We start from the raw sequence: 15,440 nt of genomic DNA, 5'->3' as shown, positions 1-15,440 counted from the left end.
TATTTGGACACGCCTTCTTCTACGCGTCCCAGAATCTGCTCGCGCAGCGCGTCGCTGACGTCGATGCCTTTGCTGACAACTTGTGTATGCATGCGCTCCTTCCCGCTGGCCATTCACCAGCCCGTGAGGCGTTTTCGAACTTTGCCGCCCCTCCCCGGAAAGCGGGCGGAACGTAGTCGCGCGACGGTGGCGGAGTCAATGGCATTGTCCGTGCCGTTTGTCCGGTCTTTCGGCCAGGGCGGCGCCAGGTCGCACAGACGCTGGCATTCCCCGGGGTCTAGCCCGCGCGCTTAAGAATGCGGCGGCGTTGGACCGAAGAGGGGATATTGAGCGCCTCCCGGTATTTGGCCACAGTCCGGCGTGCAATTTCAATCCCTTCCGCCCGTAAAAGATCGACAAGCTTGTCATCTGAGAGGACCTCGGAGGCGGTTTCCTGGTCGATCAGGTTCTTGATCCGGTGCCGTACAGCCTCGGCAGAATGGGCTTCCCCGCCACCCGCGGAGGGGATTGCGGAGGTGAAGAAATATTTCAGCTCGAACATGCCGCGCGGGGTCGAGACAAACTTGTTCGATGTCACCCGGCTAACAGTGGATTCATGCATGCCGATCGCATCGGCGACCGTCTTCAGGTTGAGCGGGCGCAGATAAGCCACGCCATGGGCCAGGAACATGTCCTGTTGGCGCACGATCTCGCTGGCGACCTTGAGAATGGTCCGGGCGCGCTGATCGAGGCTTTTGACCAGCCAGGAGGCATTCTGATTGCACTCGGAGATGAAGCTCTTTTCCTGCTCGGTTCGCGCTGCGGAATGGATCTCGTTGTAATAGCGATTATTGACCAGGACCCGCGGCAGGGTCTCCGAATTGAGTTCGACCTGCCAGCCGCCATCGGGCGCCTGGCGGATGAACACGTCCGGCTCGACGGCTCGGGCATTGTCATTGCCGAACGCCAGGCCCGGCTTCGGGGTCAGCTGGCGAATCTCGCTGACCATGTCGACCAGATCGTCATCATCGACACCGCACAGGCCGCGCAGGGTGTCGTATTCGTGCTTGGCCAGGCGCTCGAGATTGTCGAGCAGGCAGGCCATGGCCGGATCGAGACGGTTTTTCTCGCGCAACTGCAGGGCCAGGCATTCCCCGAGGTCGCGCGCCATGACACCGGCGGGTTCAAAAGACTGGGTGACTTCCAGCACGGCTTCGATACGGGCGCGCTCGAGGCCCAGGCGAGTCGAGACCTCGCTCAGATCAGCGCGCAGATAGCCGTCCTCATCGGCCAGGTCGATCAGATGGGCTCCGATCATGCGATCAATCGGATCGTTTGTCGCCGTGGAGAGCTGGTTGTGCAGGTGTTCCGACAGGGTCAGGTTGCGCGAGGAATTGGCAATGGCGTCATACTCTTCGCCGGCGGCGCCACCTCCGCCGCCGCTTGGGGTCCAGTTGTTGGCGCCGGCGCCGACGGCATCGGCGGCCTCCGGTGGGCTGACACCAGCAAGATCGGATTTCGAATCATCGGAATGGATGACGTCGACATCGGCGTCGAGCGAATCATTGGCGTCGGCGGACGGTGACGCCAATTCCAGCTCGCGCGGCTCGCCATCGCCGGCTTCGAGGGATGATTCGGCGCTTTCGGCCGAATCATCGCGTTCAAGCAGCGGGTTGCGTTCCAGTTCGCCCTCGACGAACTCGGCCAGCTCGATATTGGATAGCTGCAAGAGCTTGATGGCCTGCTGCAGCTGGGGTGTCATCACCAGGGACTGGCCCTGGCGCATATCCAGCTTCTGCATCAATCCAGCCATGAACACCTCTGTTTGGTAAGCTTCTTGCAGAGGTAATCAGGAAAAGCTTTCCCCGAGATAAACGCGTTTCACATCCGGATCCGACCGGATGGCTTCCGGCGAGCCCTCGAACAGCACTTCGCCTTCATAGATAATCGTTGCGCGGTCAGTGATTTCCAGCGTTTCGCGGACATTGTGATCGGTGATCAGAATTCCGATTCCGCGATCCTTGAGAAAGCGGATCAGGTCGCGAATATCGGCGATTGCCAACGGATCAATCCCTGCGAAGGGCTCATCGAGAAGCATGAAAGAGGGGCGAGTGGCGAGCGCGCGGGCGATTTCGACCCGGCGGCGTTCTCCACCCGACAGCGAGGGTGCGCGGGCGTGGCGAAGGTGAGAAATGCGCAGCTCCTCGAGCAATTGCTCAACCAGCTCCATGCGCTTTTCACGGTCTTTCTCAACGATTTCGGCGACGGCGAGGATGTTTTCCTCGACGCTCATGCCCTGGAAGATCGATTTTTCCTGCGGCAGATAGCCGATGCCGAGCCGCGCCCGTTGATACATTGGCAGGCGGGTGATGTCCTCTCCGTCTAGGAAAATGCGGCCGTAATCAGCCTCCACCAGGCCGGCGATCATGTAGAAGCAGGTGGTCTTGCCGGCGCCGTTCGGGCCGAGCAGACCGGCCACTTCACCTTGTTTCAGCGACAGGCTGACGCCCTTCACTACCGGGCGCTTGGCATAGGCCTTGCCGATTTTCTCGACATAGAGCCCGGTTGCCGGCACGGCCGTCGCTGCGGGTTTTTCGTCATCCATCAGCGCGCTGTCCATGCTTATCGGCCTTCCGGCTCGCCGCCGGTCTCGTTGTCGCCGGCCGGGGTGATGACAACGCGGACGCGCTCACCATCGCCGGCTTCGCCGAAGGTGGAATTGCCGCTGACCAGGTCGGTGACAAAGCGATTCGTTGTGATCACGTCATCACCCTGGTTGATGACAACGTCGCCGGTCAGGGTGATGGTTTCCGAGGCCAGGTCGTAGATGCCGCGATCTCCGCGGGCGCGCTGGGTCGGTGTGACATAGAGGACGTCCCGCGTCGCGACGATGCGTTCGATATCGCCCCATCCGCCAGTGCCGCCCTCGCCGGGCAGGCCGGTGAAAAAGGCTTCGAGGCGCTGGGCACGGATCGTCGATTCGCCCTGTACGGCGATCACCCGGCCCGTCCAGACGATCCGGTTCTCGCTATCGAAGACCTCGACGTGATCGGATTCGATATCGAGCGGCTGGTCGCTGTCGCCGATCTGCGCCAGGGCCGGGGCACCGGTCAGGATGAGCGCCGCCAGTGCGGTCAAAAGGCTTCGCATTACTCTCTATCCTCACTGTCTGGGCGGGCTGTGCGACTTTGTATGATATGCATGCGCACCCGTCCTTCAAATATCACATGCGTTCCGGCATCGCGGATCTCGTAGCGATCGGCGCTCATGCGGCCCATCGGGCCTTCTCCGGTCACCGGTCGATCGCCGACGACGCGCTCCTCGCGCAGGAAGATCCGGGCATGTTCCGAGGCAAAGGCATAGCCGGCATCGGTCGTCAGATTGACGTTAGCTTCCAGGTCGAGAACACGGTTGGTTGGATCAAAAATGCCGCGTTCGGCCAAAACCCGCGAAGCCTGTTCGCCGGCAGAAAGGAAGTCGTAATCCAGTCGCGGCCGATCGAGATCGGTCACGCCGGCATCGCTGTCGCGGCGGCGCACGGCGCTGTCGGCAGTGACCACATAGGGCGTATTGTTCTCGTCCCGGCCGGTGAAGCGCGGATTGATCATGCGGACATCGGTGCCCACCGCTTCGGTGACTTCCGCCTCGCCGCCGATGGAATTGGCGATCATCTGCACGACGATAAGCGCGAGGATCGCGATAGCGCCGCCCATGAAGGAAAAGCGCAGGGCGCGCACGAAGGCTGTGCGGCGGCGCGCTGCGCCCAGCGTCAAGGCGCGGCGCGGCTCCCAGCTGCCGTGATCGGCAGGCTGCAGCGCTTCGAGACCCTGTGCGGTGGTCGCATTCATGCCGTTTAACCCATGCTCGGCGGTGATTTTGGCGGATACACGCCAGTAAGATCAGTCTTTACCGGCCATTTCAAGGCGAGATGAAGCCTTATGAGTGGGCGAAGATGTCGGTTTCCGGCCAGCCCGCCAGATCCAGTGCCGCGCGCGTCGGCAGGAAATCGAAACAGGACCACGCCAGTTCCAGCCGGCCCTCGCGTTTGAGCATTACGATCAGCTTCTCGCGCAGCGTGTGCAGGTGAAGCACGTCCGAGGCCGCATAGTCGAGCTGCGCTTTTGACAATTCGTCCGCGCCCCAGTCCGAGCTTTGCTGCTGCTTGTTCATGTCCACGCCGACCAGTTCACGGGTGACATCCTTGAGGCCATGCCGGTCGGTATAGGTGCGGCACAGCTTGGAGGCGATCTTGGTGCAGAATACCGGCGCCAGGGTCACGCCGAGATATTTGGCAATCATGGCGACATCAAAGCGGGCGAAGTGCAGGATTTTTTCGACACCCGGGTCGGCCAGCAGCGCTTTCAGGTTCGGGCAGTCATAGCGCGAGCGGTCCATCTGCACCACGTGCGCGTCACCATCGCCGGAGGAGAGCTGCACCACGCATAGCGGGTCGCGCACCAGCGACAGGCCGAGCGTTTCGGTGTCGATGGCGATCAGCTTGCCGAGGTCGATGTCTGCGGGCAGATCGCCCTTGTGGTAATGAACGGTCATTGAATTTCCTTCCACCAGCCTCGTAACCCCCGTGCGCGGGAAGGGCAATCGGTGAGCGCCGTCGAGCGGCCAATGGGCTGGAGATATGAGCACGACATTAATATGACATTTTGTTCAAAAAACTAGAAATGATCCGATTTATCGATTCCTAGAATTTCTTCGTTATCGACTAAAAATCCAAAAAATCAGTAGTATCGTGGCTTTAAGGATGTTCATTAAAATAAACAGTATACGGACTTTACAAGCTGGGGCGGTTTATGTAACAAAAGCGTCACAAACAAAAACACCCCTATGGAGGGCACAATGAAAACACACATTCTTCTCGCCTCCGCAGCTCTGGTTCTGGCCACGACCGCTGCCCAGGCGCAGCTTCAAAGCCCGGCGCAAATGCGCGCCGATCGTGACGCGCTCGTGCTGGAAATGTCCGGCGAACGCAGCTGGGAAGTCAGCTGCCAGGTCGAGCAGGGCGATGGCGACGTCATTCGAGGCCGTGAGCGTGGCCGGGGTCTGCGCCATGCCGGCCGGATCGTGGTGTCCGAAGCCGCGGGCGGCACCTGTAGTTATAATGTGCCTGAGCGCGGCGAGCTTCGCCTCACCATGCGTGTTGCGCACACCACATTCGATTGCCCGTTCGAAATCACCGATGGCGGCTTCTGCCGTGTCACCCTCCCTGCGGGAGCATCGGGCTCGTTCCGGATCTCGCACAGCCGTCCGGCAGTACTGCCGGGCAGTTAAACCACCAGGCTACGCCGCGATCCGATAGCCGCGCCGGGTAAGACCCCCAAAAGGTCCCGGCGCGGCTTTTTCTTTATGGGCGAATACCTGGCGCGAAAACCAAAAAGCCCCCGCCATGACAGCAAGGAGCTTCTTCTGATCGATCTCTTGAAGGAGATGGTGCCCAGGAGAAGACTCGAACTTCCACTCCCTAACGGGAACTGGCACCTGAAGCCAGCGCGTCTACCAATTCCGCCACCTGGGCAGGTAACAGGAGCGCGGTAGGTAAAGAAGCGGGCGGGGTGTGTCAATGGCTTCTGGTGCGTGTTGCAGCGGCTTTTGCAGATGCTGCCCCAAATGGTTCTGATCCGGCCCGAGGCGCATCATCGCATGGACAATCGCCGCGTTTTTTGATCTATCCGGGCGCAACAACTTCCGTCCCCGGGGATTCCCTCATGCTTCGCGATGAACTCATCACTGTATTCGGCGGTTCCGGATTCGTCGGCCGTCACGTTGTTCGCGCCCTGGCGAAAGCCGGTTATCGCGTCCGTGTCGCCTCGCGCCGGCCGCATCTGGCGCAGGATCTGCGGGTCATGGGTGTGGTTGGCCAGGTTCAGCTGGTGCAGACCAATATCCGCGTGCCGTCCTCCGTTGAACGCGCCGTTGAAGGGGCTAGCGGTGTCGTCAATCTCGTTGGTGTGCTGGCCGAGGGCGGACGTCAGAATTTCGCCAGCCTGCACGCGGCAGGGGCGGAGGCGATTGCTAAGGCGGCGGCAACAGCCGGGATCAACCGTGTAATCCAGGTCTCCGCAATCGGTGCCAGCGCCGAGAGTGCTTCGCGCTACGCTCAGAGCAAGGCGCAGGGCGAGTCCGCTGTGATGGCCGCTGTGCCGACTGCGACCGTGCTGCGCCCGTCGATAATTTTCGGCACCGATGACGGCTTCTTTAACATGTTTGGCTCGATGGCGCGGTTCGCGCCGTCCCTGCCGCTGTTTGGTGGCGGCAAGTCGCGTTTCCAGCCGGTTTTCGCGGGCGATGTTGCAGCTGCCGTGCTGGCCGCCTTCGAGGATAATGCGGCGCGCGGCGAGACCTATGAGCTCGGCGGGCCGGGTGTCTACTCCTTCAAGGAGTTGATGCAGTTCATTCTCGACGAGACCGATCGTCCGCGCTTCCTGGTTCCGCTGCCCTATTCCATCGGCATGGTGATGGGCATGATGTTCGAGATGCTCGCTATCCTGCCCTTCGTGCAGCCAATGCTGACGCGCGATCAGATGATCCAGCTGCAGTCGGACAATGTCGTTTCAGACGACGCCAAGGGCCTGGCGGATCTGGGCATCACGCCGGAAACCGTCGAAGCGATCGTGCCGACCTATCTGGGCCGCTATCGCCGCCACGGTCAGTTCCACGAGAAGTCGGAAGCGTAAGAGCCGTTAGCTCAACGCCATCCAGGCAATCAGACCGCCGCCCAGTGCGAGGCGGTAAATCACGAACGGCAGGAAGCCGGTGCGTTCGACCAGGCGCATCAGGACGGCAATCGCCGCCCAGGCTGCGGCGAAGGACAGTCCGCCGACGATCAGTCCTGCCTGAAGATCAGCGCCACCGGCCTCGCCGCCAGCCAGCTCGAGTAGCGAAACCAGGGTGAAGGCGACAATCACCGGGATCGCCATCAGCATGGAAAACCGGGCGCAGTCCTGACGGGTCAGGCCCAGCGCACGGCCGGCTGTCATGGTGACACCGGAGCGCGATGCCCCGGGGATCAACGCGAACATCTGAGCCAGGCCGATGAGGGCCGCATGCTTGAATGTCATCGTCTCAGCCGCCTTGGTCGCCGGAGCGTATTTGTCCGCCAGCCACAGCGGCAGGGCGAAGATCAGTGTCGCCGCCGCTATGATTTCCGGCGTGCGCAGATAGTCGACCAGGTCGAAAACCACGAGGGCGCCGGCAAAGATGATAACCGGCGGCAGCGAGGCCGCGACCAGCAGGGCGAGCCGGCCACCTTCCGTAATCTTGCCGGTGGCCATGGCCAGCAATCCGGTGATCACTGAAGCAATGTCGCGCCAGAAATATACCATCACCGCAACCAGAGAGCCGGCGTGGGCCATGACGTCGATAAATGCGCCCTGGTCCTGCTCTCCGAGCACTTCGGGCACCAGGATGAGGTGGGCCGAAGATGAAATCGGAAGAAACTCGGTAATGCCCTGTATGAGCGCAAGGACAACAAGATGGATCAGCGACATGACGGGGTCCGCTTGGAGAATAAGGCGTAATCTTTCCCCGTTTCGCTCTTAATGGCCAGCAGCTGATGTTGTAGCGCCGGGCTGGCCCATCTGCCTGATCGGTTTCCCGCCAGTCTGGCTTCCGGGGCGGAATATCCCTAGCAAGGGGTGGGCAGCAAAATGGATGGCCAGGCTATGAGTTACATCGACAGTTTCGACCATGTCCTGGTCGGCTATCTGGCCGGATTGCCGGTCTATCGGCCGCTGGTTGATATCGCTTATCCGGAGGATGGAATTCGCGACGAGGACTTTGGCTGTTCCACCAACCAGCTGGTGGTCGGCGGCGGTAGCGGTGAACACCCCGGCCTGGTGCTGGAGCGGCCCGATGCAGCGATGGCGGCCTTCGCCCTGGAAAGCGGATTATTTGACCTGCCTGCCGATGAGGGGGCCGCACTCGGTGACATCATTGCCGCTGCTCCGGTGCTTCAGCGCTATGGCTGGCGCCCCGATCACGAACAGGCCTTTGCGCAAAGATGCCGTTCCGCCGGGCTGTACAATCCGCATCAGCCGGAGAGCGAGAGTCTGGACCACTGGCTGACCCTGGGCTTCGGCGAGTTTGCCTATCTGGCCATGCCGGTGCTGGCCCTGCAGATGCGCGCCCGGCTGCAGCAGTATCAGACCGGCAAGCCCGACATTGCCGAGTTTAACAACATCCTCCTGCCGCCGCCGGGCCTGCCGGGTTATTCCCCGGCCGGGGCAGCGTTCGAGAGCGTGCTCCGATCGCTGCCGGGCGAGGCGTGAGAGCGATGTCCGTCCCGTCATGATGCAAGGCTTGCGAAAAATCTGGATCGATAGCGATGGCGGGGTCGATGACGCGCTTGCGATCATGTGCGCCATACGACATCCAGAGCTGGAACTTGTCGGCGTCTCGACCGTGTTCGGCAATGTCGCGCCGCGCAAGGCCGCGCGGAATATTGCTCTGGTGCAATCGCTCGCCGGGAGTGGAGCCGTACCGGTCCATACGGGTTGCGTTCAACCTTTGCAGGGGTCGTGGCGCCATGCCCGGCACATCCATGGGGAAGACGGGCTGGGCGGTGCCAGTGCCGGTCATGCGTTGGGGTATGAGGAAGGCGTGGTGCGCGATGAGGGCGCGGAAGCGGCTCTCGATGCCCTGGCGAGATTTGCCCGTGGCGGCGGCACGCTGATTGCGCTGGGGCCCTTGACCAATCTGGCCCGGGCCTTGTCCCGCTCGCCTGGTGCTTTTGATGAACGCGACGAGGTTATCATCATGGGTGGTTCGCTCAGTGTCCCCTGGGTGCGCCGGGGTGGGCTGTAATTCAATACCGGTTCCGACCTGGAAGCGGCGCGCGGCGTACTCGCCATGGCGCCGCGCCTGACCGTGATCCCGCTCGATACCTGCCGGCGTGTTGTCCTTCGCCGGGCGCGTCTCGCCGCGATGGTGAGTGAATTGCCTGAGCGCGCTGCGCGCTTTCTGCTGCGCTCGCACGAGCACTATATGAATGCCTACAAGGCCAGTGACGGGATTGAGGGCTGTTATCCGCATGATGCACTGGCGGTCATGGCGGCCGCCTCGCCTGCGGTGTTCGGCTTTGAGACACACAATCTCGATTTCGAGACGGGCGGTGGCTTCCCCGGCTTGCTACGGCCCTCGGCGGCGGGGCGACCGGTGCGGATCGCGACGGGTGTCGATCAGCGCCGGGCCCTGAAGGCCATCGCGGCCGCCTTGAATGGCGATCCGTCCGATTGACGGCCTTGGCCGCTGCACACTAATGCTTGAGCCATGCCCCACGACCACCACCACGCCGCCGGCCCGGGCCGGCTCAAGCCGAGCGAGGCGCGCAAGATTTCCGGCGCGGCGACCTGGGCGTCCTTGAGCGTGGCGTTGATCCTGACAGCGACCAAGGCCGTGGTCTGGTATATGTCCGGATCCGTTGCCCTGCTCGCCTCGATGGCCGACAGCCTGCTCGACCTGACCGCCTCGCTGACCGTCTTTTTCGCGGTGCGCTATGCCGCGGAGCCAGCGGATGCCGAGCACCGTTTCGGACACGGCAAGGCGGAGGCTTTCGCCAGTATTCTCCAGGCCATGCTGGTGGCAGTGTCAGCCGCCCTGTTGCTGCGCGAAGGCGTCGCCCATACCATCACACCCGTAGCAATCCAGGCATCGGGCTGGGCGCTGGGCGTGATGGGGTTGTCCATCATTCTCACGCTGGGTCTCCTGGTCATCCAGACCCGGGCCATCGCCAAGACCGGCTCCGTCGCGGTTGAAGGCGACCGGGCGCATTATTTCACTGACCTCGGGGCCAATCTGGCGGTCATGGCGGGAATCGCCGGATCCGTCTTTTTCGGACTCGAGCGCCTCGATGGCCTCGCCGCGCTGTGTGTCGCGGCTTGGCTCGCCTGGGCGGCCTGGCAGGTGGCCAAAAAGGCGCTCGATCAGCTGCTCGACCGGGAATTGCCGGAAATCGAGCGCGAGGAAATCCGTACGCTGGCTGAAGCTGATCCCCGCATCATTGATATCCATGATCTGCGGACCCGCGCGTCCGGACCGCTGGTGCATATCCAGTTCCACATGGCCCTCGATCCGGACATGTCGCTGGCGGATGCGCATGAAGTATTAGTGGATGCGGAGAACCGATTGCTGGCGGCCTACCCGGCAGCTGATATCCTGATCCACGCTGATCCTCACGGAGCTGCGGAACCGCATGGTGCCGCCTTCTTCGGCGGGGAAGGCGATGGCGAAGATGGCGGCCATTGAGTTGACCTGGAAAGGGCGGTAACGAGCCTTTATGCGTGTGCTGTATCACTGGCCGCTTGATCCGTTCTCCCGGCAGGCACGGCTGGTCCTCGACGAAAAATCGATCCGCTACAAGGCTCAAACCGTCTTGCCCTGGGACCGGCCGGATGACTTGCTCAGCCTCAATCCGGCGGGGCTGACCCCTGTGCTCGTGGATGAAGCCGGCGGCGCCAAGCGTGTCGTGATCGAAATCCGGGCTGTGCTGGAGTATCTCGAGGAAACCGCGCCGAGCCCCTGCCTGCTGCCGGGCGGGCCTGCGGAACGCGCGGAAGCACGCCGCTTGTGTGACTGGTTCGACCGCAAGTTCGACGGGGAGGTCAACGCCTACCTGCTCCATGAAAAGCTCGAGAAACCGGTGCAGGGGCTGGGCGCTCCGGACCCGCAGGTGATGCGCGAGGGGCGTGAGCATTTGCGCGGTCATCTGGAACATATCGCCTGGTTGCTTGAAGCCCGCGATGGCCTTGCCGGGCCGCGCTACACCCTCGCTGATATCGCTGCCGCGGCGCATCTCTCCATTCTCGATTATCTTGGCGAAGTGCCGTGGAATGATTTCGAGCCGGTGAAGCACTGGTATCAGCGCGTCAAATGCCGTCCTGCCTTCCGTAGCATTCTTGAGGACAAGCTGCCGGGTATCGCCCCGTCGCGGCATTACGCAGACCTCGATTTCTAGCGCGCGATGCAAAGCGACGCCCTGAAATCCCTCGCCCTAGAGATCGGCTTCACCGATGTCCGCCTGTGCCGGGCTGATGAAGCCTGGGCGGCATCAGAGCGGCTGGCCGAGTTTGTGGCCCAGGGTCATCATGGCTCGATGGCGTGGATGGAAGACACGCTGGAGCGGCGAAAACATCCCACGGCGATGTGGCCGGACGCGAAGTCGGCGGTGGTGGTCGGGCTGAATTACGGCCCGGACCATGATCCGCTGGGGATACTCGAGCGCCGCTCCGAAGCGGCCATCTCGGTCTACGCCCAGAACGCGGATTACCACGATCTGATCAAGAAACGCCTCAAGCGTCTGGCCCGAGAGTTCGTGGCCCGCACGGGCGAAGAGGTGAAGGTTTTCGTCGATACGGCACCCCTGATGGAAAAGCCGCTGGCGGCGAAATCGGGGCTTGGCTGGCAGGGCAAACACACCAATCTGGTCAGCCGCGAGCACGGCTCCTGGCTTTTCCTCGGTGTCATGCTGACGACGGCTGAGCTGGAGCCGGATGCGCCCGAGACCGATCATTGCGGATCGTGTCGGGCTTGCCTCGATATCTGTCCGACCGAGGCCTTCCCCACGCCCTACCAGCTCGATGCGCGGCGCTGCATTTCCTACCTGACGATTGAGCACAAGGGCCCGATCCCGCACGAGTTTCGCGAGCCCATGGGGAACCGGATCTATGGCTGTGATGACTGTCTCGCCGTATGCCCGTGGAACAAGTTTGCCAAGGTCAGTGCAGAGGCGGCGTTTCATCCCCGCCCGGAGCTGAAAGGGCCGCTATTGAGCGAGTTGGCAGCTCTGGATGATGCCGGTTTCCGACAGGTCTTCACCGCCTCGCCGATCAAGCGCATCGGGCGCGATCGCTTCGTCCGCAATGTCATGATCGCGATCGGTAATTCCGGCGACAGCACTCTGCTCGGCGTCGTCGGTGAACGTGTACAGGACCAGTCAGCGCTGGTGCGCGGTGCCGCGGTCTGGGCGCTCTCGCGGCTCGACCCGGAGGCCTTCGAGCATCAGCGCGATGCGGCTCTAACGGCGGAAACCGATGAAGACGTGCTGGCGGAGTGGCGCCAAGCCTGATCAGCCGGCTTGCCGGATCGCTTCGAGAATACGGCCGCGCAGCACCAGGATATCGATATTCTCCGGAGCCAGACCACGCGCTTGCTCAATATCCTCGAGTGCTGCCTCGGCTTCACCCAGTTCTAGCCGGGCTTCAGCGCGCCCGGCCCAGCCCTCCCAGAGGGCGGGGTCGGCGGTGATCAGATGCTCGGCATCGCTGAGGGCGTCATCCCAGTGGCTAAGCGCGAGGCTGGCACGCAAATGCCCGGCGAAACCGGGCAGGTAATCCCCTGACAAGGCCATGGCGACGGAATAGGCGCCGGCGGCTTCGGCCGGTTCGCCGATCGACATCCAGGCGTCGCCCGCCTCGCTCCACATGCCCAGCCGCTCGGGCAGGACCAGGCCCGGGCGTTCGATACTGGCAAGACTCTCCAGCATTTCCGCGCCGCGGACCGTATCGCCCAGGGCGACCAGCGCGCTGGCATGACAATGCCGGGCCGGCCATCCGCCGCCTTCATTGCGCCAGCTGACCGCATCCTCGAAGGCCGCTTCCGGATCCGTGTCCGTCATCGCGAGGCAGGCCGTGTAGCGGGCATGTTCGCTCAGCTGTGCTGAGCTCTGGGCATGAGCAGGAAGGGTCAGCAGGCCGAGGCCGAGCAGGGCGGTCAGGATACGCATGTGAACTCCGTCGCGGGGGAGAGGGAAGAGTAATCACTGGCCGGAGCGTCGTCCACAGGCCCGATGGTTCATGCACAGGCCATGAATTGTCATCCGGGCGCGGCTGTGAAAAAAGCGATGCCCATCCGATGAGGTTTGCGTCCCCGATGATCGTCCTGCAGGTCATTCCCGAACTCGATGCCGGTGGTGCCGAGCGCACCACGCTGGAAGTGGCCGAGGCCATTGTCCAGGCGGGCGGGCGTGCCCTGGTGGCAAGTCAGGGCGGGCGGCTTGAGGGCGAGCTGGAAGCGCTCGGCGGAGAGCTGGTCCGGCTCCCGGTGGCAACCAAGAATCCGTTCGTCGCCTGGCGCAATGCCGAGCGGCTGGCCGGGGTCATCCGGCGTGAAGCGGTGCAGATCGTCCATGCCCGTTCACGGGCACCGGCCCTGAGTGCCAAGGCGGCGTGCGACCGGACCGGCGCGCATTTTGTCACGACATACCATGGTACCTACAAGGCCAGGTCGGGTCTCAAGCGCTGGTATAACGGCTTCATGGCCAAGGGCGAACGGGTCATCGCCAATTCCGAATTCATCCGCGATCATATCTGCCGTGAACACCCCTTTGCCGCCGACCGCATTACTGTAATCCCGCGCGGTGTGGACCTGGATCGTTTTGATACGGACGCGATCGAGCGCGACCGGATCGAGGGCCTGGCCGCGAACTGGGGCGTTCGGGCCGACGAGGGCGTCGTGCTTCTCCCGGGCCGCCTGACGGGCTGGAAGGGTCAACGTGAAGCCATCCGTGCTTATGCCCAGTTGAAGGCGGACGGGGTTGAGCTGCCGGTCCTGATCCTGGCCGGGGATGCCCAAGGGCGCACCGCCTATGTCGAGGCGCTCGAGGCGCTAATCCGCGACGGCGAGCTTGGTGACCGGGTTCGAATGGTCGGGCATTGCAGTGATATGCCGGCCGCATTTGCCCTGTCGCGACTGGTGCTTACGCCATCGGTTGAGCCGGAAGCATTCGGGCGGACCGCGGCCGAGGCCGGGGCCATGGGGCTGCCGGTCATTGCGGCCGATCATGGTGGTGCCCGTGAGGTCATCGTCGACGGTGAAACCGGTTGGCGGGTGGCGCCGGGTGATGCGTCGGCACTGGCGCAAGCTATTGCATCGGCTCTGAGGCTTGACGCGGACGCGCTCGACAATCTCGCCAAACGGGCCAAGGTTCGTATCCGCGAGCGCTTTTCGGCACGGCAGCTGCAAGCTTCGACATTGCGTGTTTACAACGAAGTCTTACAATCGAACTCATGAGCGAACCGCAGCGTGATATCGTATACGTCCTGCACTGGGGCGACCTGGCATCGACCGTGCGCATGCTGGCGGCGGCAGAGATGATCCGCACGGCCCATCGCCGCGACCGCATCGTGCTGCTGACCAAGCCGGACTTCGAGAGTTTCCTGAAGCACTGCCCGTTCTTCAATGCCGTCGAGATCGATGCGGTGCCGGATACAAGGCCACTGATCGGCATGCGTGACAAACGCCTCAAGGCGGCCAAGCCCTCGCGGGTCTACGACCTCATGGGTGATGATAATTCGCGCAAGCTGAAGAAGCTGTTCCGCTTTTCCAAGTGCGACTGGGTCCAGGTCGTGGCTGATCCGAAATCCGGTCAGCACCCGATCGACGAAGTGGCGGGCAAACTCAACGAGGTCCTCGGTCTCGGGGCAACGCATTACGAGCTGGGCGAAGCGCCGCCGCCGGATGCGTCTTGGGTGGATTTCCTGGCCAAGAAATCGCGCATGCTCGAGCCGGAATATTTCGGTCTCAATGGAGCTTATGCCCTGTTGTCTCCGGCCGGCGAGAGCGTGAAGCCGGCCCTGCGCTGGCCTAAGGAGAAATGGGCCACGCTGGCCCATGAACTGCTGCAGGCCGGTGTCACCCCGGCCATTGTCGGCGGTCCGGATACGCGCGAGATCGGCCGCTATGTCTGTCATGTCGCGCCGGGCGCGCGGGATGTGACCGGACGGGCGAAGCTGCCGCAACTGGCCGGGCTGGCCCGCCGGACGCGCTTTGTCTTCGGTGAGGACACGCCGCTGATGCATGTTCTGGTCGCGGGTGGTGCGCCGGCCCTGGCGCTGTACGGCCAGGTCGAGAACCCGGCCCTGATCGCGCCGCGCGGCACCTCGTCGGTCATTCTCATGCATGCTCCGACCCTGGCCCAGGTTGATCCGGCAGAGGCCATGCGGGCGATGAAATTCGCCGGCGGTTTTGCCACCGCGCCTGAAGCGGCGTGACAAGCCACACTTGCTTAATGTGTCTATTTCACCATAGTGCGCGCCTCCGGCACACCTGCGGAGGGATTTAAAGCCTTTGGGGCTTGATCCCGGGCAGCGCCGGGACGATTAGTTTAGACTGAGTTTGTCGGCCACAAAGGAGAAGAGGCCATAGCCCGTAGACCCCATGTTGCGCAGCCGCCCAAAAAAGAGGGCCCCCGCACCAACCAGGACATCCGCGTTCCGCGGGTGCTTTTGATCGACGAAAACGGAGAAAAGCAGGGAATCATGCCCACCGACGCAGCGTTGGACGCTGCCCGCGAGGTGGGACTCGACCTTGTAGAGGTGTCGCCGAACGCTGACCCGCCCGTGTGCAAGATCGTCGATTACGGCAAGCTCAGATACCAGGAGCAGAAGAAGAAAGCCGAGGCACGCAAGAAGCAGAAGACCGTCGAGATCAAGGAGATCAAGATGCGTCCGAAC

Annotated in this window: 16 protein-coding genes, 1 tRNA gene and 1 pseudogene; 10 read left to right on the top strand and 8 right to left on the bottom strand. The window is 62.7% G+C overall.

All coding sequences use genetic code 11. The annotated features are described in order from the left end of the window. Window positions 1-277: 277 nt before the first annotated feature. From rpoN to Q1V51_RS10360, 5 genes are all read right to left on the bottom strand, one after another. Entirely contained in the window at window positions 278-1,792 is a 1,515-nt protein-coding gene (rpoN, locus tag Q1V51_RS10380) for an RNA polymerase factor sigma-54 (RefSeq protein ID WP_300556049.1), read from the bottom strand. 36 nt (window positions 1,793-1,828) lie between these two features. Continuing rightward, window positions 1,829-2,599: an LPS export ABC transporter ATP-binding protein gene (gene lptB, locus Q1V51_RS10375; RefSeq protein ID WP_366522737.1), complete on the bottom strand. Its 771-nt coding sequence runs from the start codon at window positions 2,597-2,599 to the stop codon at window positions 1,829-1,831. A 2-nt stretch (window positions 2,600-2,601) separates the two neighbouring features. Continuing rightward, window positions 2,602-3,129, bottom strand: coding sequence for an LptA/OstA family protein (locus tag Q1V51_RS10370; protein WP_300556048.1), 528 nt, complete (start codon window positions 3,127-3,129; stop codon window positions 2,602-2,604). Then, window positions 3,129-3,827 carry an LPS export ABC transporter periplasmic protein LptC gene (gene lptC / locus Q1V51_RS10365; protein ID WP_300556046.1) on the bottom strand — a complete coding sequence of 233 codons (699 nt, stop codon included), beginning with the start codon at window positions 3,825-3,827 and terminating at the stop codon, window positions 3,129-3,131. Before lptC ends, Q1V51_RS10370 begins: the two co-directional genes overlap by 1 nt. Window positions 3,828-3,915: 88 nt before the next feature. Continuing rightward, window positions 3,916-4,530, bottom strand: coding sequence for a ribonuclease D (locus Q1V51_RS10360; protein ID WP_300556044.1), 615 nt, complete (start codon window positions 4,528-4,530; stop codon window positions 3,916-3,918). A gap of 303 nt (window positions 4,531-4,833) precedes the next feature. On the opposite strand from Q1V51_RS10360, the gene Q1V51_RS10355 reads away from it, so the two are divergent. Beyond that, complete coding sequence (locus tag Q1V51_RS10355) at window positions 4,834-5,265, top strand: hypothetical protein (protein ID WP_300556042.1); 432 nt, start codon at window positions 4,834-4,836, stop codon at window positions 5,263-5,265. Window positions 5,266-5,422: 157 nt separating this feature from the next. Here Q1V51_RS10355 and Q1V51_RS10350 read toward each other — a convergent pair. Then, window positions 5,423-5,509: transfer RNA gene (locus Q1V51_RS10350), tRNA-Leu, on the bottom strand. 190 nt (window positions 5,510-5,699) lie between these two features. Here Q1V51_RS10350 and Q1V51_RS10345 point away from each other — a divergent pair. Then, on the top strand, window positions 5,700-6,668 hold the full coding sequence (locus Q1V51_RS10345; RefSeq protein ID WP_300556040.1) for a complex I NDUFA9 subunit family protein: 969 nt from the start codon (window positions 5,700-5,702) through the stop codon (window positions 6,666-6,668). Between the two features lie 6 nt (window positions 6,669-6,674). On the opposite strand, the gene Q1V51_RS10340 is transcribed toward Q1V51_RS10345, so the two are convergent. After that, window positions 6,675-7,481, bottom strand: a complete 807-nt coding sequence (locus Q1V51_RS10340) for an undecaprenyl-diphosphate phosphatase (protein ID WP_300556038.1) — start codon at window positions 7,479-7,481, stop codon at window positions 6,675-6,677. 174 nt (window positions 7,482-7,655) lie between these two features. Here Q1V51_RS10340 and Q1V51_RS10335 point away from each other — a divergent pair, with 174 nt between their 5' ends. The 5 genes and pseudogenes from Q1V51_RS10335 (at window position 7,656) to queG (ending at window position 12,055) form a co-directional block, all read left to right on the top strand. Continuing rightward, complete coding sequence (locus tag Q1V51_RS10335) at window positions 7,656-8,261, top strand: hypothetical protein (protein ID WP_300556036.1); 606 nt, start codon at window positions 7,656-7,658, stop codon at window positions 8,259-8,261. Window positions 8,262-8,280: 19 nt separating this feature from the next. Then, window positions 8,281-9,228, top strand: a pseudogene (locus Q1V51_RS10330) (nucleoside hydrolase). A 33-nt stretch (window positions 9,229-9,261) separates the two neighbouring features. After that, window positions 9,262-10,236, top strand: coding sequence for a cation diffusion facilitator family transporter (locus Q1V51_RS10325; protein WP_300556035.1), 975 nt, complete (start codon window positions 9,262-9,264; stop codon window positions 10,234-10,236). Between the two features lie 31 nt (window positions 10,237-10,267). Continuing rightward, a complete protein-coding gene (locus tag Q1V51_RS10320; protein WP_300556033.1) occupies window positions 10,268-10,945 on the top strand; it encodes a glutathione S-transferase family protein in 678 nt (225 codons plus the stop codon). A 6-nt stretch (window positions 10,946-10,951) separates the two neighbouring features. Beyond that, complete coding sequence (gene queG / locus Q1V51_RS10315; RefSeq protein WP_300556031.1) at window positions 10,952-12,055, top strand: tRNA epoxyqueuosine(34) reductase QueG; 1,104 nt, start codon at window positions 10,952-10,954, stop codon at window positions 12,053-12,055. On the opposite strand, the gene Q1V51_RS10310 is transcribed toward queG, so the two are convergent. Beyond that, entirely contained in the window at window positions 12,056-12,712 is a 657-nt protein-coding gene (locus Q1V51_RS10310) for a hypothetical protein (protein WP_300556029.1), read from the bottom strand. A 128-nt stretch (window positions 12,713-12,840) separates the two neighbouring features. On the opposite strand from Q1V51_RS10310, the gene Q1V51_RS10305 reads away from it, so the two are divergent. The 3 genes from Q1V51_RS10305 to infC all read left to right on the top strand — a co-directional run. Continuing rightward, on the top strand, window positions 12,841-13,998 hold the full coding sequence (locus tag Q1V51_RS10305; protein WP_300556027.1) for a glycosyltransferase family 4 protein: 1,158 nt from the start codon (window positions 12,841-12,843) through the stop codon (window positions 13,996-13,998). Then, window positions 13,995-14,978, top strand: coding sequence for a glycosyltransferase family 9 protein (locus tag Q1V51_RS10300; RefSeq protein ID WP_300556025.1), 984 nt, complete (start codon window positions 13,995-13,997; stop codon window positions 14,976-14,978). Before Q1V51_RS10305 ends, Q1V51_RS10300 begins: the two co-directional genes overlap by 4 nt. A gap of 150 nt (window positions 14,979-15,128) precedes the next feature. Continuing rightward, window positions 15,129-15,440 (top strand): translation initiation factor IF-3 (gene infC / locus Q1V51_RS10295; protein WP_300556050.1); only part of this gene is annotated, 312 nt, incomplete at its 3' end.

Origin of the sequence: Maricaulis sp. (genome assembly GCF_030149235.1) — a bacterium.
Lineage (GTDB): Bacteria > Pseudomonadota > Alphaproteobacteria > Caulobacterales > Maricaulaceae > Maricaulis.
Note: the sequence above shows the minus strand (reverse complement) of the source record. Positions and strands in the feature narration are given on the sequence as shown.